The sequence below is a fragment of the Phytobacter palmae genome, assembly GCF_039409775.1.
GTDB classification, from domain to species: Bacteria; Pseudomonadota; Gammaproteobacteria; order Enterobacterales; family Enterobacteriaceae; genus Phytobacter; species Phytobacter palmae.
This window is the reverse complement of the sequence record NZ_JBCIVJ010000004.1, coordinates 1-18,518: the sequence shown is the minus strand read 5'-3', so window position 1 is coordinate 18,518 and position 18,518 is coordinate 1. Positions and strand designations below refer to the sequence as shown.

Sequence of the window (18,518 nt, the reverse complement as noted above, 5' to 3'; positions counted from 1 at the left end):
AACCAGACTCAGTCCGGTTGCGCCTGAGGCGTAAACGGACTGAGGACTGTGGTTCTTATCCCTCTTTGGTGAAGGCCTTCGGGTAGGTTTTTTCGTAATAGCCTTTCATCTCACCCTCTTCAAGGGACAGCGCCCTCTTAAGATGCCATGAGCAGAGAAGCAGAGGGGCTATCATTAACACGGCAAGCCCTGAAAAGAGCGTGAACACACTCACACCCAGCCAGTGAATAAACCCGCCTGCTATCATGACGCCGAAGGGGTTGACCAGACTCGAGAGAAACGCCGACATGGCCGCCATCCGTGTCCGATAATGTCCGGGGGTGGCGGTTGCTCTCAGGGTGCTGAGATTCACATTGATTAAGTTGAAAGCCAGGCCACAGAAGAAGGCCAGCGCAATCGAGATGTTGATATCCGGGACCAGCACAATAGCCGGGACGCTCCCACCCAACAAAATAAACCCGATAACGACATTCCAGAAACGTCCAACGTTTCGGGTTATTGCCGCATTAAGGTAGAGACTGCCGGCCAGTAATCCGATGGCGAAGGAAAATTCAAATGCGCCAAGGTACGAGGCGGGCAGGCGCAACTCCGTGCTCATCCAAAACGGAATGGTCACAGAAAAGAAGGGGAACATCGTAAAATTGATGAGCGCGGAAATTAAGGCGATGTGAAACTCTGATTTGACACGGTAGATGGCGACAAATCCGCCTTTCGTTTTGCTGAACCAGCTTTCACCTGCGCCTGGCGAATGCACGCATACAGGCCGTTTCGCAAGCAGAACGCAGGCCAGGCACGATAATCCTTGCAGTAACACAGCGGCATAAAGCGCCAGGCCAACAGAAAACAAAGCGATTAGCGAGGCGGCCAGCACCGGCCCGATGAGCATAATCACGGAATTAATGGCCGAGCGGCTGGATACGGCGCGTGAAATATGACCGTCATCGACCAGATCGGGGATCAGACCCATGATGGTGGGCTCTCTGACTGATGCCACTGCGCTCATCGCGATGAGGCCTGCGGTCAGTAACACGAGGTGGAATTGTCCCGCCGAACAGGCAAGAGAAAAGAGCATCATGATGACGAAAACCGCGAGCTGACAGCCGTTAATAAACTTTACGCGGTGAAACCGATCGCCGAATGAGGCGAGAAAAGGCTTCAGGTAAATCTCGGCGGCAACGGAAAACGCGATCAGTGATGAGAAGGCGACCGCTGAATGGGTTTCCTTTAAGCACCACCATGCCAGAGCCAGACGGAATACATGCCCAGCCAACAGGCTGAGGGTCGTTGCGGTTTGTAAAAGGAAGAATGCGGGACCGAGGCGCATGAAGGCGTTAAATTTCATCGTGCGTATCAAACATTATGAGGACGGATGAAGGAAGCATTCCGTCAACATAACGTAAATTTGTTCCGGATGACAAAAAGAGAAGAGGATCCAGTAAATAAACGACTTAGCCGTCACAGTCTGGTACGGCAGACCCTGTGTTGAGGTGTAATTGGTCGACTGGATAAAATAATTGTTGACCGGGGTGAGAGTGTAAATCGAGTCAGCTTCGCCATACAGGCTAAGGTTTCGTACATGCAATGCAGGCGGTTAACGTAGTGGCAAGTCGCAGTAGAACAGGGTGCGCTTTAGTTAAATCACAACAATAATCTCATTTAACATAATATACATTATGCGCACTAAGATAAGATGCCACAGAATCCAGCTTTCTTTGGTCATCCTTGTCCTGTTCATCTAAGGCCTCACAATGTGCATTTGCTGGCAATTCGCGCTGACCGTTTATCACTCGCAGCCGTCTTTGCCACTGTGTTTGTTGTTTCACTCATCTGTCGGCGTTCCCTGATGAAACCGCATCTGCCACTCAGTTGGATCGTCTGCGCTCTTCACCCACAGAGATGTTCGCAGTGTCTGTCGACCAATACTGCCTTGCTCGTCAACCGTAAAACTCCGGTACGTTAATAACACGCACCTGTCATCCAGCAGTGACAACGCAAAATTATCGGACTGGATTTTCTGAGCGTCAGTTTCCCTTACTAACGCACTGATGACATGTTCTCTGTCATATCGCTGACCTGAACGGCCAATTTCAAAAAAATCGCGATGCAACAATTTCTCCAGCAACGTCCTCTGCGATCGCGTTTCTGTATGATGGAGCCTCTGCTCATTCTGCATAAGCAATACCCGTAAATCTCTTGTCATCCTGATTTTCCTGTTTTTCACTCGTTCAGCCGATTCAGATTCACTTCGCAGCGACAATAAAGACCTGTGTTACCGCCTTCATAGATTTAGCGCTGCGTTTTAATGATTATGGGCTTTAATTCAAATTCCTGGTGCATAAAAATCTATTAATAACAATTAATTATCTTCCTGCGTTGACACTTTTTCTTCGGCATTGTATAAAACCGCGCCTTGTTATTAATTCTCATTTACGATTTTACTCGTTTCCGGCCCAGGAAACTCGCTAACGAAGGATAGCGTTACATGAAAAAGATCATCAGTGCCTTAGGATTGGTTTTCGCTTCGGTCAGCTCCGCGTTTGCAACCACCTACCCTGTTACCATCGAAAACTGCGGATACAAAGAGACATTCACCAAAGCGCCTGAACGTGTCGTGGCACTGGGACAAAACACTGTTGAGATCCTTTTGTTGCTTGGCCTTGAGGATAAAGTGGTTGCCAGCGCATTCTGGCCAACGAAAGTATTGCCATCACTTGCAGAAAAAAACAGTAAAATCAAAACCCTGACCGTTGAAATCCCAACACTCGAATCCATTCTCGCGCAAAACCCGGACTTCGTCCCTGCCCAGATCCCACTCTTACTGGGCCCGGAAAGCAAGGTTGCTAAACGCGAAGATCTCACCACCGTTGGCGTCAACAGCTATATGTCACCGGGAATGTGCGCCACCAAAAAAGGCGTTGGCGATATGTACGGAAGCCGTCAGAAACTATGGGATATGAGCTTCCTTTATCAGGAAATTACGGATTTCGCGACCATTTTTAACGTAGAAGATCGCGGTAAGGCGCTGATTGCGGATTTCAAAAAACGCGAAAATGATCTGCGCGCCGAGTTCAGCAAGAACAAAAAAGACCTCTCATTTGTCTTCTGGTTCTCCAGCTCCTCCCCGTCTGCTGACGCCTATGTCGGTGGCAAGAACAGCGCGTCAGGGTTTATCGCGAATGTACTGGGCGGCCACAACGCCATTACCTCCGAAACCGAATGGCCAACCGTTGGCTGGGAAAGCATTATTGCCGCTAACCCGGATGTCATCGTCGTCTCCAGCCTTGACCGCAACCGCTGGGCACTGGATAACGCCGAAGAAAAAATTAAATTCCTGAAAAGCGACCCGGCCGTCAGCCAGCTTGATGCCGTTAAAAAAGGTCACATTATCGTGATGGATGGCCAGGCGATGAACCCAACAATTCGTACTATTTATGGCGCTGAACAGGTTGCTGAACAGCTCAGAAAAATGGGACTGAATTGATGAGTTCCGTAGTACAACAGGCCCGTCAGGGCCTGATACTCACTACATCGACGGTGCTGGCGCTACTGCTTCTTTTGCTGGTCATTGCCACAGGCGTCAGCGTCGGCGAACTCTCCATTCCGCTTCGCAGCGTCTTTTTTGCGCTGACCAACAAAGCCGGACTCACAGAGGTGCCACTCAGCCGTATCCATGAAAGTGTGATCTGGGATTTCCGGCTTAGCCGTGCGTTAGTCGCGGCCTGCTGTGGTGCGGGGCTGGCTATTTGTGGCGCCGTTTTGCAAAGTTTGCTCAAAAATGCCCTGGCGGAACCCTATGTCCTGGGGGTCTCGGCGGGTGCGTCAACGGGCGCTGTCTCTGTCGTGGTTCTCGGCGTTGGCACCGGCGCGGTTTCCCTTTCTGCTGGCGCGTTTGCCGGTGCTTTTGCCGCTTTTGCATTTGTCGCCTTTCTGACGAACGGCGCGCGCGGCGGTAATGAGCGAACTATCCTGGCAGGCGTGGCGGCATCCCAACTCTTCAACGCGATCACCGCTTATACCATCAGTACCTCCGCCAGTGCGCAACAGGCGCGTGATGTGATGTTCTGGCTACTTGGCAGTTTTAGCGGCGTTCGCTGGCCGGAGTTTCAACTGGCACTGGTGGTCCTGTTGCTTGGCCTTGCGGTTTGCCTTTTTTACTCCCGCGCGCTGGATGCCTTTACCTTTGGCGACGATGCCGCGGCATCGCTTGGCATCAATGTGCCTGTGGTTCGTCTGATTCTCTTTACTGCCACGGCGCTGATGACCGCCACCATCGTCAGTATGGCGGGATCGATCGGCTTTGTCGGTCTGGTGGTACCACATATGATGCGCTTTTTCTTTGGCCCGCTTCACCGTACGTTGCTCATTGCCTGTGCTCTGGCCGGCGCGATTCTGATGGTGCTGGCTGATATCGCCTCAAGAATGCTGATCGCACCGCAGAGTCTGCCGGTCGGCGTGGTTACTGCGCTGGTTGGCGTGCCTTTTTTTGCCGTCATTATCTATCGTTCAAGGAACAAGTAATGAGCATCACTGCTGAAAACATTACCTGGAAGATAGCGAAGAAAACTATCGTCAATAATGTCTCACTGTCGGTCTCCCGTGGACAAACGGTGGGACTGCTTGGCCCGAACGGTTCAGGAAAGTCCTCATTGCTGCGTATTCTTGCCGGTTTACGCCGACCACATGCAGGAACCGTTACTGTGGATGGCAACAACATCGCCCGGTTGCCTAAAAAACAACTTGCCCGTCGCATTGCCTTTGTCGAACAACACGGGATGACCGAGTCTAATATGCGGGTTCGCGACGTGGTGAAACTGGGGCGTATTCCGCACCATTCCGCCTTCTCTGGCTGGACTTCTCACGATGATGAGACGGTGCATTCAGCACTCGAGCGGGTCGATATGCTCGAAATAAGCGATCAGGGATGGCTGAGTTTATCAGGCGGCGAACGTCAGCGCGTGCATATTGCCAGAGCACTGGCGCAGGTGCCGAGCGAGATCCTCCTGGATGAGCCAACCAACCACCTGGATATCCATCACCAGATGCAATTGATGAAGCTTATCAGTGAACTGCCGGTCACCAGTATTGTCGCCATTCACGATCTCAATCATGCTTCTATGTTCTGTGACGCATTAATTGTGATGCAACAAGGCCAGGTGATTGCCACAGGCACGCCGCAGGAGATTCTGACCGAAGAGTTACTCTGGGATGTCTTTCGGGTGAAAACGCGTATTGAAATATCGGCGTTTCATGGCAAGAAACATATTCACTACCTTATCTGAATAAGACTATCTGGATGCATTTACTTCGCCCCGCCACGCACCTCTGGCCGCCCGTATTACTGGGTAGCCAGTTTGTTTTTAATATCGGTTTTTACGCCGTTGTCCCCTTTCTGGCGATCTTTCTTCGCGATGATATGCTGCTTTCCGGTGGGATGATCGGCCTGATTCTGGGGTTAAGGACCTTTTCACAGCAGGGGATGTTTATCGTGGGCGGCGCCCTGTCCGACCGATTCGGCGCCCGCAGCATCATCCTCTGCGGCTGCGTTATTCGGGTAGTGGGATATCTGTTGCTGGCGCTGGGCGACAGCATCGCGCCCATTATTCTCGGCGCCTGCCTGACAGGCGTTGGCGGCGCCCTTTTCTCTCCGTCCATAGAAGCCTTGCTGGCAAAGGCGGGAACGGACAGTGAAGCGAGCGGGAAGCGCAACCGCGCGGAATGGTTTGCGCTTTTTGCTGTCTGCGGCGAACTTGGCGCGGTACTCGGCCCTGTTCTGGGCGCCGTTCTTGCCGGTCTGGGATTTCGACAGGTAGCTCTGGCGGGGGCTATGGTATTTATCGTTGCACTTGGCGTGCTCCATTTTTGCCTGCCGCGTAATCCGCCACGCAAGGCAACACTGCATATTACGCCGTGGTGGACCACTTTTCGTCAGCCACGATTTGTGGCCTTTATCATTGCCTACAGTTCCTGGCTGTTGAGTTACAACCAGCTATATCTGGCATTGCCAGTGGAAATTGCCCGCTCCGGCAGCAGCGAGAAGGATTTAGGTCCGTTATTCATGCTGGCATCGGGGCTCATTATTCTTCTTCAGCTCCCCCTCGCCCGCTTTGCCCGGCGCGTTGGCGCGGCACGGATACTGCCCTGCGGTTTTCTGCTGTTGTCCGCATCATTTCTGAGCGTCGCTCTGTTCGCTGCATCGACGCCGCCGGACTCCTGGCTTCGCCTGTTGCCCGCCGCCTGTTTTGTGACATTGCTGACCCTGGGACAGATGTTACTGGTGCCCTCAGCGAAAGATTTGATTCCACAATTCGCCGCCCCGTCCATGTTGGGTGCACACTACGGCGCACTGGCAACCGCCGGTGGTATTGCTGTGCTGGCGGGCAATTTCCTGCTGGGCAGCCAGCTTGACCGGGCGTTGACGCCTTCCGCCGACGCTATCTGGCCCTGGCTGCAACTGGCGGTATTTCCATTCTTAAGCGCCGTTGCCCTGCTCTTTATTTGCCGACCGGGGCAGGAAAAAAAGAAGAGCTAAACCCCTTTCTCTCTTAGCCTGTTTCTGAACGGGATCTGTTTTTCACCCACTCTTTGTACATCCCCGGTGACATGCCCATCACGGAATGGAATGCACGCCGGAATGCCGTTTCATCGTGATATCCGCACTCACTTGCTACCTGAGAAATCGTTTTACCGCGATTTTCCAGCAGCATAGCCGCCGTCTCAATGCGCACACGCGTTATAAAGTTTTTTGGGCTTTCCTGCGTGAGTTCTGTCATTTTTCGATTGAGGGTTCTGGTGGTCATATTTAGCGATGCGGCAAGTTGCTCGACGGTAATCGACAGATCCTGAAAGCGCACCAGATGTTCGGCTTTGATGAGTAACGGATGGCGCGAATTAATAAAACCAGCGGGTGCATAAAGTTGTTGGGAGAGTGGCTGGCTATCAGCAACGGCCATATCAGCGGTCAGTTTTGCAATCTCATCCCCCGCGTACCGCCGGACAATGTGTATCGCCAGATCAACCCATGAAAGTGGCCCACCGGTAGTGACGACATTTCGATCTTCCACCAGCGCTTTCCCCCAGACGGGCTTTGTTAGCGGATATCGTTCCCGGAACGTGTGAAATAACCACCATGTCGTGGCACACATCCGTCCGTTTAACAGCCCTGCCTCCGCCAGAACAAAGCCACCAGCACAGGCGCCGGCGACCGCACATCCCTGCTGATATTGTGTTTTCACCCACCGCGCCGCATCAGTGATTGCTTCTCTTGAAAGCGGATATTTTTCTTCATCAAGACGCATGCCGCTGGCAATAATCAGGGAAAATTTATCGTCCTCAACTGATCCTTCACTTTCAATCGGTCTGCCCTGCGCATCGATAACCGGATGACCGTCAGCCGTGACGATCTGCGCGCTAAAAACAGGTTCATTACCAGAATCATGATGACTAAGCGCCGAATTTTGCCTTGCCACCTGATTTGCCAGCCAGAACATATCTGACAACCCGGAAAGAGCCGATTTCATACTTCCCGGCACCGCGAGTAACGCAATTCGCATAATCAAAGCCTGCTCACCATAATGTCTGATTTTGCATGATACCTGTCATTAATGACACTTAATAGCGTTCTCGGCGTAGCGTTACACTCTTTAAACGTTATTCATGCGGATCAGGAATACCCAGTTATGTCTTTTATCAGCAATAAAATCATGCTGCTCGCGTCGTTACTGCTCTGCCTCGTTTTCACAATGAGCGCTGATGCGCGGGAGCAAAATATCAAAAACATCGTTCTGGTCCATGGCGCATTTGCCGATGGTTCGAGCTGGTCTGCGGTAACTGCGCTTCTGCAGGCTAAAGGTTATACCGTTACGGCGGTGCAAAATCCGTTAACCTCGCTTAAGGACGATGTGGCGGCAACGGAGCGCGTTCTGCAACGACAACATGGAGACGTACTGCTTGTTGGTCACTCCTGGGGAGGCGCCGTGATTACTCAGGCCGGTAACGCGGAAAATGTGAAAGGACTTGTCTATCTGTCGGCACTGGTGCCCGACAGCGGTGAATCCGTAACCGACACCCTTAACCGCCTTGATCAACCCATGGATGGGATGCAGGCCGATAAAAATGGTTTGATTTGGCTTGATAACCCGGAAATGTTCCATAAAGTGATGGCAAATGATCTCCCCTGGCATCAGGCACGTTTACTTGCCGCAGCACAGCAACCTATTGCGGCGAAAGCCTTCAATGAAAAAGTTAACCAGGCCGCCTGGCATAATAAGCCATCGTGGTACTTATTAACTGAAAATGACAATGCGCTTAAACCCACCGTACAAAACTTATTAGCCCGGAAAGCTGGCGCAACTATCACTCGTATCCCGTCAAGTCATATGTCAATGGTATCGCACCCTGAGGACGTTGCGGCGCTTATTGATAAAGCAGCACACAACATTAAACAGTGACATTACACAGGCGTATTTATCATGAAAATCCTACATATTGATTCCAGTATCGCGTCAGAAAATTCAGTTTCCCGCCAGTTATCTTATGCCGTTGTAAAGGCGCTAACGGAAACCGGACCGTGTGAAAATATTATTTATCGCGATGTGGTAAAAGATGAAATACATCATTTAACGGGCGATATTGCTGCCGGATTCAGAGCAGTACCTGGCGGAGAAGCGGTGCCGGAATGGGCAAATGAATATGCCCTTTCCGATCGTTTAGTCAGCGAATTTCTGAGTAGCGATATTATTGTTATCGGTGCCCCAATGTATAATTTTACGGTCGCCAGCCAGCTTAAAGCGTGGTTAGACAGAATTGCACAGCCTGGTAAAACATTTCACTATACGGCAAGCGGTCCGGTGGGGCTTGCGGCAGGAAAAACGGTGGTAATTGTTTCCGCAAGAGGCGGTTTCTATCACAACACACCGCTGACAGAAATGGATTTTCAGGAACAGTATTTGCGCAATTTCTTTGCTTTTTTAGGTATCACCAGAATGGAATTTATTCGGGCCGAGGGAGTGTCAAAAGGTGAAGATATTAAACAACGGGAAATAACGCGAGCGCTGAATACTATCCCTCAACTTATTAACAATATTATTAACTAACCGGAGCACATTATGTTATATGCCGTAACGCTATCTTATTTATGCTCTGAATCAGAGTTGGGCACTCATCTGGATGCACATAAAAAGTGGCTGATTGATGGTATTGATAAAGCCGGTGTGATCCTGGCCGGGCCACTCAAAAGCGGTACCGGAGGCTATATTCTTTTTCACTGTGACAATGAAGATGATGTTCACGCTTATCTGGCGCAAGACCCGTTTGTAATACATCAAAAAGTCAGTCTGGATGTTCGTGGTATCGAGCCCATGCTCTGTTCAAAGGTATTTCCTCAGCAATGGGCAATAAATGCAAAAATAGTGTAGTCAAACAACAAGGGGGATTTCCCCCTTGTTGGTAATATTGCTCATTGCAGGATCTCATTAGAATGTGGAAGAGAAACGCAGCGTAAGTAGGGCCACAGAATAGATTCCGCATATCAAAACGCGGTCTTCTGGCGCCAGAACCGTTGCTGCATTTTCTCTCTTAATATTGACTTAAATTGTAATGAGTGTACTTTTCAGGACATGAAGACATTCCTGATAATTGTTCCTGATGGCGGCATGCTGTTTGAAGCCGCCGGTATCGCCGACATTCTGATGCAGGCTAATCGTCTGCATGTAGAAGGCCTCTCACAGCCGCGTTACCGCTTTACTCTCGCCACCACCCAACCGCACCAGGTCATCCATGGTCAATCCGGGTTGAACCTGCTCGCCGATAGCCGTTTGCATGAAATTGACCCGCGAGAGTCGTGGGATACCGTCATGATTACCGGACGCGGCGAGGATGAATACGAAGGCACGGCGGTGGTCGACTGGCTACGCCTTGCCGCACCCCATGCGCGACGCGTGGTCTCCATTTGCGGTGGCGCGATGTTGCTGGCCGAAGCCGGGCTGCTCAATGGACGAAGAGCAACCACCCACTGGCGACTGCTGGAAACCATGCAGGCGCGCTTTCCTGAGATCACCCTCGAAGCAGGTCCTCTGTATGTTCAGGATGGCTCTGTCTGGACTTCCGGCGGCGTCAGTTCGGGCTTTGATCTGACGCTTGCGCTGGTTGAAGACGATTATGGCTTTAGCCTCGCGCTGGAAGTCGCCCAGAATATGGTGATGTATCTGCGCCGCCCTGGCAGCCAGCTCCAGTTCAGCCGTTACAATTTGCAGCAGGCCACTCGCGTTGGCCCCATCCGTGACCTGCAAACCTGGATCCTTGAGCATCTGGATGAGGATTTGTCCGTCGACAAGCTGGCAGAACGGGCGGCGATGAGTCCGCGCAATTTTACCCGTGTCTTCACCCGCGAAACGGGTGCCTCACCGGCACGGTACGTCGCCGAAGCACGCCTTGGCGCAGCGCGTAACCGGCTGGAGCAAACCAACGAGACGCTGGAAAAGATTGCCGCTGAGACCGGCTTTGGCAGCAGTATCAATTTACGGCGGATTTTCGAACGTCAGTTGCACCTTACCCCCGGAGAATATCGCCAGCGCTTCCATTGCCGCAAAATGGCGTAAAGTGATCCTTATTTGTCATTTACGCCAAACCGCCGCCGACCTACAGTGAGGTCAGACATCGGATAAGAAGGAGTTCATCATGGTTAAGGTCGGTATTAACGGTTTTGGCAGGATTGGTCGCAACGTTTTGCGTGCTGCTCTGGGTGATAAAGAGATTCAGATTGTGGCGATCAACGATTTGACGGACAGCAAAACGCTGGCGCATCTGTTAAAACACGATTCACTACTCGGCACGCTCCCCGTTCCCGTTGAAGCAGGCGAAGGCCAGTTGATTGTCGACGGTCAGGCCGTACGGGTCTTTAGCGAGCGCGATCCGGCCAATATTCCGTGGCGTGACGTTGGCGTCGACATTGTGATTGAAGCCACTGGTTTCTTTACCGATCGCGAAAAAGCGGCGGTACATATCAGCAGCGGCGGCGCGAAACGCGTAATCATCTCCGCACCGGGTAAAAACGATGACCTGACCATTGTGCTGGGGGTTAATGACCAGCAGTACGACCCCGCCCGCCACTTCGTTGTGAGTAATGGTAGCTGCACCACTAATGGTCTGGCACCTGCCGCCCAGGTGTTGCATCAGAATTTCGGTATTGAACACGGCCTGATGAATACCACGCATGCCTACACCAACAGCCAGGCCTTGCACGATCAGCCAGAAAAAGATCTGCGCGGGGCGCGAGCGGCGGCGCTTTCCATCGTGCCGTATTCAAGCGGAGCGGCTAAAGCACTGGGGAAAGTGATCCCGGAACTGGATGGACGCCTCACCGGTTACTCCTTACGTGTGCCTGTCCCGGTGGTGTCGATTGTCGACCTGACCGTAACCTTAAAACGAGATGTGACGGTAGACGAAGTCAATGCGGCGTTCCGCCACGCAGCAGAAGCAGGTCCGCTGAAAGGCATTCTGGGTTACAGCGACGAACCGCTGGTCTCCAGCGATTACCAGGGCGACCCGCGCTCATCCATTATCGATGGCCTCTCGACACTGGTGATTGGCGGTAATCTGGTGAAAATTCTTGCCTGGTATGATAACGAGTGGGGCTTTTCCAACCGTCTGGTCGACCTTGCGAAGAAAATGGCACAGCGTGGTCTGTAATATCACCTGCCTGAACGAAACCACGCTGCGGCGTGGTTTTTTCGCCTTATTTTTTTCGTCTTATAGCGCGATCAGAATGTGACCGGAGTGTTCACCCACAGCACTCTGGCGACCACGGTACCGATATTGCGGTAACCATGCGGGATCTGGCTCGGAAAATAGAAAGAATCCCCCTGCTCCAGGGTCCAGACATCGTCTCCCAGGCGCAGTTCCAGTTCACCTTCCAGTACATAACCCATCTCTTCACCATGGTGTTCAATCAGGCCATCACTGGCGACGCCCGGCTCGATAATGTGAATGTTGCCCTGTAGCAAACCGCCTTTGTGATGCCAGGTCAGGTTCTCCAGCTCGATACCCCCTTTTTTACTGCGTTGCAGAAAGCGCTTACGGTTTCGCTGTTCAGGTTTAAGTACGGGCTGGTCGGCCGTCCAGTCATCGGCCATCAGATCGGCAATACTGGTCTCCAGCGCTTTAGCCAGACGGTGCAACATCGCCAGCGACGGCGAAGCGGCGTCATTTTCCAGTTTGGATAACAGACTTTCCGAACATTCAACTTTTTGCGCAAGCTGCTTGAGGGTCATTTCCTGCACCAGACGGGCGTGGCGCAGTCGCATGCCGAGCGGTGTTCCGGTAGATTTGTTGTCAGCGTTTTTTTTCATCTGTCTGCTTCATTAAAGTCTGCCAGGGCTGCGTTATGCAGGCCTGGCAAGAAAAATTATCCCACTAAATCATCCCACTACGACGAACTGGATCTCTTTCGGTGAGCAGCCGTTAATTGGCACGATGTCCTGTGGGCAGGCGGACATGACAACCACGCAATCCAGCTCGGCACGAATCTCTACATAATCACCTGCTTTGCTGACGGTGGGCAACCAGGAAATGGAATAATCCGGGTTTACTGGCGTGTTCATCCATAAATTGAGCGGTTGCGGCACTTCGCGGGCGCGCAGACCAATCGCATTGAGCGCCATACGCATATTATCGGCGCAACTGTCGTGATACTCCGTAATCCCCATGTTGGTATAACGGTAGAGATCGCAGGCGGCAATCAGCGTGTCATGCACACCCGGCGAGGTATCAGTGAGCAGCGTGGCGATGGCGCGACGCTGATTGGTTACCAGTACATCACCCGGCTGCGGAATGATTTTGTCGATAAAGGCACGGGTATGCTCCATAGAGGCAAATTCGCACAGATCGCTGCTGTTAAAAAACCATGTATCGCACACCTGGCTGCCTGGGGTATTGATGACTTTGATCACCTGCCCTTTTTTCAGTAAAACAGCGCGTCCACAGCGTGGCGGGATGGTATACAGCTCATTTAACACCGGCGCGCCATCGGGTGAAATTGGGGAGGTTGCCGTCGGGTTGATCCCCAGTGCGTCGCCATTATCTTTCTCGCAGCAGGCCGGGTAGTGTGCAGTTGCAGTCATGATGTAACTCCTTTGAGTGTTTGGGATAGCTCAGTCAGTGCGCAGGCCAGCGTACGGGCGCCTGCCGCCAGTGAGCGAGGATCGGTATATTCAGCCGGGTTATGGCTAATGCCTTGATGGCTTGGGACAAAAAGCATACTGGTCGGACAATGTTCGGCCAGATACATGGCGTCGTGAAACGCTCCGGACAACAGCGCCGTTTGCGCGATATCCAGCGCATCTCCGGCCGCTTGCAGAGTGTGATTGATACCGGCGTCAAAGGTGACCGGCGCTTTATTTAATAGCGACTCGACCGTTACGTGTTCACTCGAAAGCGAACTCATCAGCCTGTCGAGCTGTGCCAGTTTTTCTGTCGATGGGTGGCGAAAATCGAGGGTGAAACGCACGCATGACGGGATGGTGTTAATGGCATTCGGTGTGACCTGCCAGCGGCCAAATGTCAGACGCAACGCGTCATCTGCGTCATCGCCCATCGCCTGCTCAATACGAACAAGCTGTTGTCGGGCCAGGGTCATCGCGTCATGGCGCAGTGTCATCGGTGTGGTCCCGGCATGGGCCGATACTCCATGGCAGGTGACCTGATACCAGCGCACACCCTGAATGCCTTTAACGATAGCCAGCGGCAGGTTCCTACTTTCCAGCACCGGGCCCTGCTCGATATGTAACTCCACGAAGCAGGCCATCTCGCGGTCCGGACGCAACGGGATTGCCGCAAAGCGCGTCTGATGATGCGCCAGCGCATCGCGAAACAAGACGCCATCAACGCTCATCGCGCCAAGATGGGCGGATAATTTCTCCGGGTCGACGAAAGCGCTGGAGCCCATAGCCCCCGGCGCAAAGCGGCTGCCCTCTTCGTTAGTCCAGATAACCACTTCGACCGGGCGTTCCGTAACAACCTGCGCGTCATTGAGGGCTTTCAGGCATACCAGTCCGGCTATCACACCGTAACAGCCATCGTAATTGCCACCGGACGGTTGCGTATCGATATGGCTGCCGGTGACGACGGGTGAAACGGCGAATCGACCCGGACGACGGAAGAACAAATTAGCCGCGGCGTCACGGTATATTTCACAACCGAGTTCACGGGCGAGTTCGATAAGCCAGGCCCGTGCATCAAGTTCCACTTCACTCAACGCCTGGCGGTCCACGCCGCCCTCCGCTAACTTGCCAAATTCGGCCAGTTGCGCCAGCAGATGGCTGAGCCAGTTTTCGTCCAGTTGTCGGGCGACCCGTAAGCTCGTTTCCCTCATGGTAATTTCTCCAGATCTTCGGCCTGCAGGGGGCGACGAAACAGCGGTGCGAGAAAACTTTTAAGGCGCTCGCTTTTCGGCTGGGTGAACATCTGTCGCGGCGTGCCGCTTTCAATAATGTGGCCGTCGGCCATAAACACCAGCCGTGACGAGATATGGGCGGCAAACGCCATCTCATGGGTAACCATCACCATGGTCATACCCTGCCCGGCAAGACTTCGGATAACATCCAGCACCTCTTCCACCCGCTCCGGGTCGAGCGCTGAGGTGGGCTCATCAAGCAGCAATAATTCCGGGTTCAGCGCCAGCGCACGGGCAATACCTGTGCGCTGTTGCTGACCACCGGACAGACGCGCCGGCCAGTCATCGGCTTTTTGCGCCATACCGACGCGACCCAGCGCGGCCATCGCCGCCGCCTTTGCCGCCTGCCGTGACATCTTTTTTCCCAGCACCAGCGGTGCGGCGACATTTTCCTGCACCGTCATATGCGGCCAGAGATTGAACTGCTGGAACACCATCGAAAGCGGTTTGCGTACCTCGGCAATCAGGCTGGCGCTGTCGACATGCGCCGGGCCACGCTGCGTGCCGGAATACCCGAGCAGTTGCCCTTTAATCAGTACGTCGCCTTTGTCGTACGCTTCGAGAAAATTCATGCAGCGAAGCGCAGTGGTTTTTCCGGAACCGGACGGGCCAATCAGGGTAACTATCTCGCCATGATCGACGCGCAGATTGATGTCATTGAGCACCACATGGTTTGCGAATGACTTGCCTACATGGCGCATTTCGAGCACCGGCGTAGAGGTATTGTTCACGTTATTCTCCGGTTCGTAGTACATGGCTCAGTGTTCTTACGCTCAGACTGACGCTCTGTGCCAGCAGCCAGTAGCTGAGGATCAACAGGGAGTAAGGCAAGACATAGCTGTAGGTACTGGCGACAATCTGACTCGTCGTCATGGTCAATTCCGGTACGGTAATGATTGACGCGATGGCGCTCTCTTTAATGGTCAGAATGAACTGGTTGCCTGACAGCGGTAGCGCAAAACGGATGGCCTGCGGTGTCTGGATATGCCAGAAGCAGCGCCACGCAGAAATGTTGTTGGCCAGCGCCGCTTCGCGCTGTCCCGGCGGGATGCTGTTCCATGCGGCGCGAAAAATTTCCCCGAAATAGGCGGCGCTATAGAGCGTCAGTGAGAGCAACGTGGCTTCCACCGCGCTCAGCATGATGCCAATCGACGGCAGGCCAAAGTAGATGACGGCAAGCTGCGCCAGAAACGGCGTGCCACGGATCACCCACACATAGACGCGCCACAGGCGAAACGCCAGGCCACGTTTGCCGCAGATCCCGTTTAAGGCAAAGCCCAGCAGCATACCGCCGGACGCGGCGCACAGACTTAGCCACAGAGTCACGCCCAGCGCCTGAATGTAGGCTGGCAAATATTGCGCAAGTTCAGTCATCGTTATTCCCTCTGCCAGTGCCGTTCCGCCTGGCGTCCCAACAGCGCCAGCAGGCTGGTGAGCAGTAAATAGACCAGGGCGACTGCCAGATAGACCTGCAGCGGCTGGTATGTGGATGACGCCAGTTGCTGGCCCACGCGCATCAGATCGGTCAGCGCAATAACCGACACCACCGCCGATGCCTTGACAACGTCAATGAGTTCGGAAATCAGCGACGGCAGCGTGGCCCGGACCACCTGCGGCACCTGAATACGCCATAAAATTTGCCGTGGACTCAGCCCGCAAATGGCGGCGGCTTCCAGCTGCCCCGGCGGAATACTGGCGAAACCACTTCTCAGAATTTGCGATTGATACGCGGCTGTGTTCAGCGTTAAGGCCAGCGCAGCGGCCATAAAGCCGGGAATATCGAGACCCAACTGCGAGGGCAAATAGAAGCAGAGCAGCAGTTGCGCCAGTACCGGAGTGCCCCGGAAAAGACTGACCCATCCATGGGCCGTCATACGGTAAATCCGTAACGGACTTGTCGACATCTGCCATAAGCCAATACCCGCCACAAAACCGGCGATCATCGCCGTCACACACAGCACCGCCGTGGTGAGCGCCCCCTGCATTAGCATGGGAAGCCAGTGGAGTAAGCTCGTTATGAAATCCGTCATTGTTTACTGCTCACAGCGCCGGTTCAGGCATTTCAGTTGCAGGAACCGTCATCGTGAAGCCGAACCACTTCTGCTGTAGCGCCTTCATGGTGCCGTCGCGGTTGGCTTCGATAATCCCGTCGCTGATCAGCTTGACCAGAGAGGCGCTGTCGGCATCTTTACGCCCTACCCAACCAAAGAAGGTTTGCGGCCCGATCATCTCCGGCAGCGTGGCAAACACGCCCGGTCGGGTTTTGATAAGCGGCCCCAGGTTTGAGAGCGACTGGGCAACACCGTCAAGACGACGGGAGGCCAGGTCGGCGTAAGCTTCATCGAACGCCACATACTGTTTGATCTCTTTAATACCCGGTTTGCCGCTGGCGCGCAGCGCCTGGTCGAAGGATTGCAGCACCTGTAACTGACCGGAACCGGCCTGCGATCCCACCACTTTGCCACTCAGATCATCCGGGGTTTTGATCGCATCGTCTCCGGCTCGTTTGAGCAGAGCGACCGTAGATTCCGCCACCGGAGCGGTAAAGCCGAAGTGTTCAATACGCTGTTTATTGACGGTAACGGCGGTGACGACAAAATCGAATTTCTTTGCATCCAGCCCTGGCAGAATGCCCTGAAAAGGCAGATCCAGTTGTTTCACTTTCACGCCTGGCAGTGATTTCGCAAGGATGTGATTCATCAGGTCAACGTCGTAGCCGACGATTTTTCCGTTATCAACATACTCAAAGGGGGCATATCGCGCTTCGGTGGCAACGGAGATCTCTTTGGCCTCTTTTACTCTTTCAAGCAGATCGGCGCTGTATGCCGTAGAGCAAAAAAGCGTGGCAGATATCAGTGTCAGACAGGCGGGTAAAGTCAAACGGGTCAGTGTCATGGCGTGCTCTCTGAAAGTGATTTGAACATTAGTAAAGTTACTTGAACAAAATTAGAGAGGCATGAAACGTGCCAACTGGTTTAAAGGCAGCGGTAAATTTCTCAGGTTGCTGAAAAATAGAATATATTCTGGAGAGTTGTGTGGTGGGCGCGATCGCGGACGGCTGTCACGGATCGTCATGTGCACATTTAATGTGCACGGATATGGTGCCTTCCGTGCTTTAAGAAGGGGCAATGGTACGTTATCGATAAGCTGAAATCAGCCTGACTGATGGCGTGATTTTTCCCGTAACGCCAGCGCTTCATGATGCCCGATAAAGTCATTTTTGAGCTGGCTGTATAGTCCGGACTGATTTCCACTCTGCTGTGCAGCCTCGCGCTTTACTCTTGCGTATTCCTGCGCAACTTCGCTGTGCTGGCGCAGATAATCACGAAATGCCAGATGTCGTAACGTGTGCGGGCTGCCCACCTCAAAAGCATGGAGATGATGGGTTCGTTGATTATCACCTTTGACAAAATAGCGCCTGCCCGCAATGCCGTATTCTCCCCTGGGGGTATAACCTGCCTGACGCATGGCGTCGTTATGTTCATCGAGCAGACTTAGCGAGGTCACTTCCAGCAGGATATCAATGATGGGTTTTGCTGCAAGACCAGGAACAGCCGTACTGCCAATATGGTGGATAATGACGGGCATGTCTGATAACACACGCTGTAATAATAACGCCTCTTTCTGATAGCGATCCGGCCATGTGGTGTCACTTTGCTCGATAGAAATATGGCGTCCGGCCATGTGATTCCCCCTTGAAATATGAAGACCTGCGACGGCTACAAACCTGCGCCGCTGAGATTTTACGCCGGATATTCATTTCTCTCCGCTGTGGCGGTAGAGACTATCCAGTCGCGAAATTTACGACTCATTTTTTGCAACAGCGCCGATTCGTCATACACCAGATAGTAGGCCACCAGCGAATCAATAGCGATGCGCAACGGATTGATCAACAGCCCTTTTTTCAATTCATCCCGAATAAGCGTACTTCGAATAAGCGCAATCCCTTTACCGGCGATCGCCGCTTCCAGTACACCATTTGAGTCGACAAAAACCGGGCCTTTCTCCTCAATAGCATGCGCAATACCGGCAGCCTTAAACCAGACGGCCCAGTCCATGCGATGTTCATCGT

21 protein-coding genes are annotated in these 18,518 nt (G+C 53.1%); 9 read left to right on the top strand and 12 right to left on the bottom strand.

Annotated features, from left to right (window positions below; genetic code table 11):
- Window positions 1-55: 55 nt before the first annotated feature.
- Both AAIG39_RS06825 and AAIG39_RS06820 read right to left on the bottom strand, forming a co-directional pair.
- Window positions 56-1,342, bottom strand: a complete 1,287-nt coding sequence (locus AAIG39_RS06825) for an MFS transporter (protein WP_343193479.1) — start codon at window positions 1,340-1,342, stop codon at window positions 56-58.
- A gap of 477 nt (window positions 1,343-1,819) precedes the next feature.
- A complete protein-coding gene (locus AAIG39_RS06820) occupies window positions 1,820-2,200 on the bottom strand; it encodes a nuclear transport factor 2 family protein (protein ID WP_343193478.1) in 381 nt (126 codons plus the stop codon).
- 282 nt (window positions 2,201-2,482) lie between these two features.
- Between AAIG39_RS06820 and eitA the strand changes: the two genes are divergently transcribed.
- Genes eitA through AAIG39_RS06800 form a run of 4 tightly spaced genes read left to right on the top strand, consistent with a single transcriptional unit; the run spans window position 2,483 to window position 6,529 of the window.
- Window positions 2,483-3,481, top strand: a complete 999-nt coding sequence (gene eitA / locus AAIG39_RS06815; RefSeq protein WP_090084395.1) for a siderophore ABC transporter substrate-binding protein EitA — start codon at window positions 2,483-2,485, stop codon at window positions 3,479-3,481.
- Window positions 3,481-4,518, top strand: coding sequence for a FecCD family ABC transporter permease (locus AAIG39_RS06810; RefSeq protein WP_343193477.1), 1,038 nt, complete (start codon window positions 3,481-3,483; stop codon window positions 4,516-4,518). Before eitA ends, AAIG39_RS06810 begins: the two co-directional genes overlap by 1 nt.
- Entirely contained in the window at window positions 4,518-5,279 is a 762-nt protein-coding gene (eitC, locus tag AAIG39_RS06805; RefSeq protein ID WP_343193476.1) for a siderophore ABC transporter ATP-binding protein EitC, read from the top strand. Before AAIG39_RS06810 ends, eitC begins: the two co-directional genes overlap by 1 nt.
- 14 nt (window positions 5,280-5,293) lie before the next feature.
- On the top strand, window positions 5,294-6,529 hold the full coding sequence (locus AAIG39_RS06800) for an MDR family MFS transporter (RefSeq protein WP_425503271.1): 1,236 nt from the start codon (window positions 5,294-5,296) through the stop codon (window positions 6,527-6,529).
- 13 nt (window positions 6,530-6,542) lie between these two features.
- Here AAIG39_RS06800 and AAIG39_RS06795 read toward each other — a convergent pair whose 3' ends face one another.
- Window positions 6,543-7,550, bottom strand: a complete 1,008-nt coding sequence (locus tag AAIG39_RS06795; protein WP_343193475.1) for a GlxA family transcriptional regulator — start codon at window positions 7,548-7,550, stop codon at window positions 6,543-6,545.
- A 126-nt stretch (window positions 7,551-7,676) separates the two neighbouring features.
- Between AAIG39_RS06795 and AAIG39_RS06790 the strand changes: the two genes are divergently transcribed.
- The 5 genes from AAIG39_RS06790 (at window position 7,677) to gap (ending at window position 11,685) form a co-directional block, all read left to right on the top strand.
- Entirely contained in the window at window positions 7,677-8,447 is a 771-nt protein-coding gene (locus AAIG39_RS06790; protein ID WP_425503270.1) for an alpha/beta hydrolase, read from the top strand.
- Window positions 8,448-8,468: 21 nt separating this feature from the next.
- The gene (locus tag AAIG39_RS06785) at window positions 8,469-9,092 is read left to right on the top strand and encodes an FMN-dependent NADH-azoreductase (RefSeq protein ID WP_343193474.1); all 624 of its coding nucleotides are present in this window, start codon (window positions 8,469-8,471) and stop codon (window positions 9,090-9,092) included.
- Between the two features lie 12 nt (window positions 9,093-9,104).
- Window positions 9,105-9,413, top strand: a complete 309-nt coding sequence (locus AAIG39_RS06780; protein WP_090084384.1) for a YciI family protein — start codon at window positions 9,105-9,107, stop codon at window positions 9,411-9,413.
- A 201-nt stretch (window positions 9,414-9,614) separates the two neighbouring features.
- Window positions 9,615-10,595 carry a GlxA family transcriptional regulator gene (locus AAIG39_RS06775; RefSeq protein ID WP_090084383.1) on the top strand — a complete coding sequence of 327 codons (981 nt, stop codon included), beginning with the start codon at window positions 9,615-9,617 and terminating at the stop codon, window positions 10,593-10,595.
- A gap of 79 nt (window positions 10,596-10,674) precedes the next feature.
- Window positions 10,675-11,685, top strand: coding sequence for a type I glyceraldehyde-3-phosphate dehydrogenase (gene gap, locus AAIG39_RS06770; protein WP_090084381.1), 1,011 nt, complete (start codon window positions 10,675-10,677; stop codon window positions 11,683-11,685).
- A gap of 71 nt (window positions 11,686-11,756) precedes the next feature.
- On the opposite strand, the gene AAIG39_RS06765 is transcribed toward gap, so the two are convergent.
- The 9 genes from AAIG39_RS06765 to AAIG39_RS06725 all read right to left on the bottom strand — a co-directional run.
- Window positions 11,757-12,344, bottom strand: coding sequence for a cupin domain-containing protein (locus AAIG39_RS06765; protein ID WP_090084380.1), 588 nt, complete (start codon window positions 12,342-12,344; stop codon window positions 11,757-11,759).
- Between the two features lie 69 nt (window positions 12,345-12,413).
- Window positions 12,414-13,115, bottom strand: a complete 702-nt coding sequence (locus AAIG39_RS06760; RefSeq protein ID WP_343193473.1) for a DUF1989 domain-containing protein — start codon at window positions 13,113-13,115, stop codon at window positions 12,414-12,416.
- Window positions 13,112-14,365 (bottom strand): M20 family metallo-hydrolase, encoded by a 1,254-nt coding sequence (locus AAIG39_RS06755; RefSeq protein ID WP_343193472.1) that lies wholly within the window; start codon window positions 14,363-14,365, stop codon window positions 13,112-13,114. The genes AAIG39_RS06760 and AAIG39_RS06755 overlap by 4 nt, the downstream gene beginning before the upstream one ends.
- On the bottom strand, window positions 14,362-15,147 hold the full coding sequence (locus AAIG39_RS06750) for an amino acid ABC transporter ATP-binding protein (protein ID WP_343193566.1): 786 nt from the start codon (window positions 15,145-15,147) through the stop codon (window positions 14,362-14,364). Before AAIG39_RS06750 ends, AAIG39_RS06755 begins: the two co-directional genes overlap by 4 nt.
- A 31-nt stretch (window positions 15,148-15,178) precedes the next feature.
- A complete protein-coding gene (locus AAIG39_RS06745) occupies window positions 15,179-15,820 on the bottom strand; it encodes an amino acid ABC transporter permease (protein WP_343193471.1) in 642 nt (213 codons plus the stop codon).
- Window positions 15,821-15,822: 2 nt separating this feature from the next.
- Complete coding sequence (locus AAIG39_RS06740; RefSeq protein WP_343193470.1) at window positions 15,823-16,476, bottom strand: amino acid ABC transporter permease; 654 nt, start codon at window positions 16,474-16,476, stop codon at window positions 15,823-15,825.
- A 10-nt stretch (window positions 16,477-16,486) separates the two neighbouring features.
- Window positions 16,487-17,341, bottom strand: a complete 855-nt coding sequence (locus AAIG39_RS06735) for a transporter substrate-binding domain-containing protein (RefSeq protein ID WP_343193469.1) — start codon at window positions 17,339-17,341, stop codon at window positions 16,487-16,489.
- Between the two features lie 258 nt (window positions 17,342-17,599).
- Window positions 17,600-18,130: a GrpB family protein gene (locus AAIG39_RS06730; protein ID WP_343193468.1), complete on the bottom strand. Its 531-nt coding sequence runs from the start codon at window positions 18,128-18,130 to the stop codon at window positions 17,600-17,602.
- A 59-nt stretch (window positions 18,131-18,189) separates the two neighbouring features.
- Window positions 18,190-18,518 (bottom strand): LysR substrate-binding domain-containing protein (locus tag AAIG39_RS06725; protein ID WP_343193467.1); only part of this gene is annotated, 329 nt, incomplete at its 5' end.

Excerpts from the sequence above, each read along its gene's own strand:
- AAIG39_RS06780 (WP_090084384.1), top strand. The coding sequence starts at position 9,105 with ATGTTATATGCCGTAACGCTATCTTATTTATGCTCTGAATCAGAGTTG.
- AAIG39_RS06785 (WP_343193474.1), top strand. The coding sequence starts at position 8,469 with ATGAAAATCCTACATATTGATTCCAGTATCGCGTCAGAAAATTCAGTT.
- AAIG39_RS06740 (WP_343193470.1), bottom strand. The coding sequence starts at position 16,476 with ATGACGGATTTCATAACGAGCTTACTCCACTGGCTTCCCATGCTAATG.
- AAIG39_RS06810 (WP_343193477.1), top strand. The coding sequence starts at position 3,481 with ATGAGTTCCGTAGTACAACAGGCCCGTCAGGGCCTGATACTCACTACA.
- AAIG39_RS06795 (WP_343193475.1), bottom strand. The coding sequence starts at position 7,550 with ATGCGAATTGCGTTACTCGCGGTGCCGGGAAGTATGAAATCGGCTCTT.
- AAIG39_RS06775 (WP_090084383.1), top strand. The coding sequence starts at position 9,615 with ATGAAGACATTCCTGATAATTGTTCCTGATGGCGGCATGCTGTTTGAA.
- eitA (WP_090084395.1), top strand. The coding sequence starts at position 2,483 with ATGAAAAAGATCATCAGTGCCTTAGGATTGGTTTTCGCTTCGGTCAGC.
- eitC (WP_343193476.1), top strand. The coding sequence starts at position 4,518 with ATGAGCATCACTGCTGAAAACATTACCTGGAAGATAGCGAAGAAAACT.
- AAIG39_RS06755 (WP_343193472.1), bottom strand. The coding sequence starts at position 14,365 with ATGAGGGAAACGAGCTTACGGGTCGCCCGACAACTGGACGAAAACTGG.
- AAIG39_RS06760 (WP_343193473.1), bottom strand. The coding sequence starts at position 13,115 with ATGACTGCAACTGCACACTACCCGGCCTGCTGCGAGAAAGATAATGGC.
- AAIG39_RS06825 (WP_343193479.1), bottom strand. The coding sequence starts at position 1,342 with ATGAAATTTAACGCCTTCATGCGCCTCGGTCCCGCATTCTTCCTTTTA.
- AAIG39_RS06820 (WP_343193478.1), bottom strand. The coding sequence starts at position 2,200 with ATGACAAGAGATTTACGGGTATTGCTTATGCAGAATGAGCAGAGGCTC.
- AAIG39_RS06790 (WP_425503270.1), top strand. The coding sequence starts at position 7,677 with ATGTCTTTTATCAGCAATAAAATCATGCTGCTCGCGTCGTTACTGCTC.
- AAIG39_RS06735 (WP_343193469.1), bottom strand. The coding sequence starts at position 17,341 with ATGACACTGACCCGTTTGACTTTACCCGCCTGTCTGACACTGATATCT.
- AAIG39_RS06765 (WP_090084380.1), bottom strand. The coding sequence starts at position 12,344 with ATGAAAAAAAACGCTGACAACAAATCTACCGGAACACCGCTCGGCATG.
- AAIG39_RS06800 (WP_425503271.1), top strand. The coding sequence starts at position 5,294 with ATGCATTTACTTCGCCCCGCCACGCACCTCTGGCCGCCCGTATTACTG.
- gap (WP_090084381.1), top strand. The coding sequence starts at position 10,675 with ATGGTTAAGGTCGGTATTAACGGTTTTGGCAGGATTGGTCGCAACGTT.
- AAIG39_RS06750 (WP_343193566.1), bottom strand. The coding sequence starts at position 15,147 with ATGCGCCATGTAGGCAAGTCATTCGCAAACCATGTGGTGCTCAATGAC.
- AAIG39_RS06730 (WP_343193468.1), bottom strand. The coding sequence starts at position 18,130 with ATGGCCGGACGCCATATTTCTATCGAGCAAAGTGACACCACATGGCCG.
- AAIG39_RS06745 (WP_343193471.1), bottom strand. The coding sequence starts at position 15,820 with ATGACTGAACTTGCGCAATATTTGCCAGCCTACATTCAGGCGCTGGGC.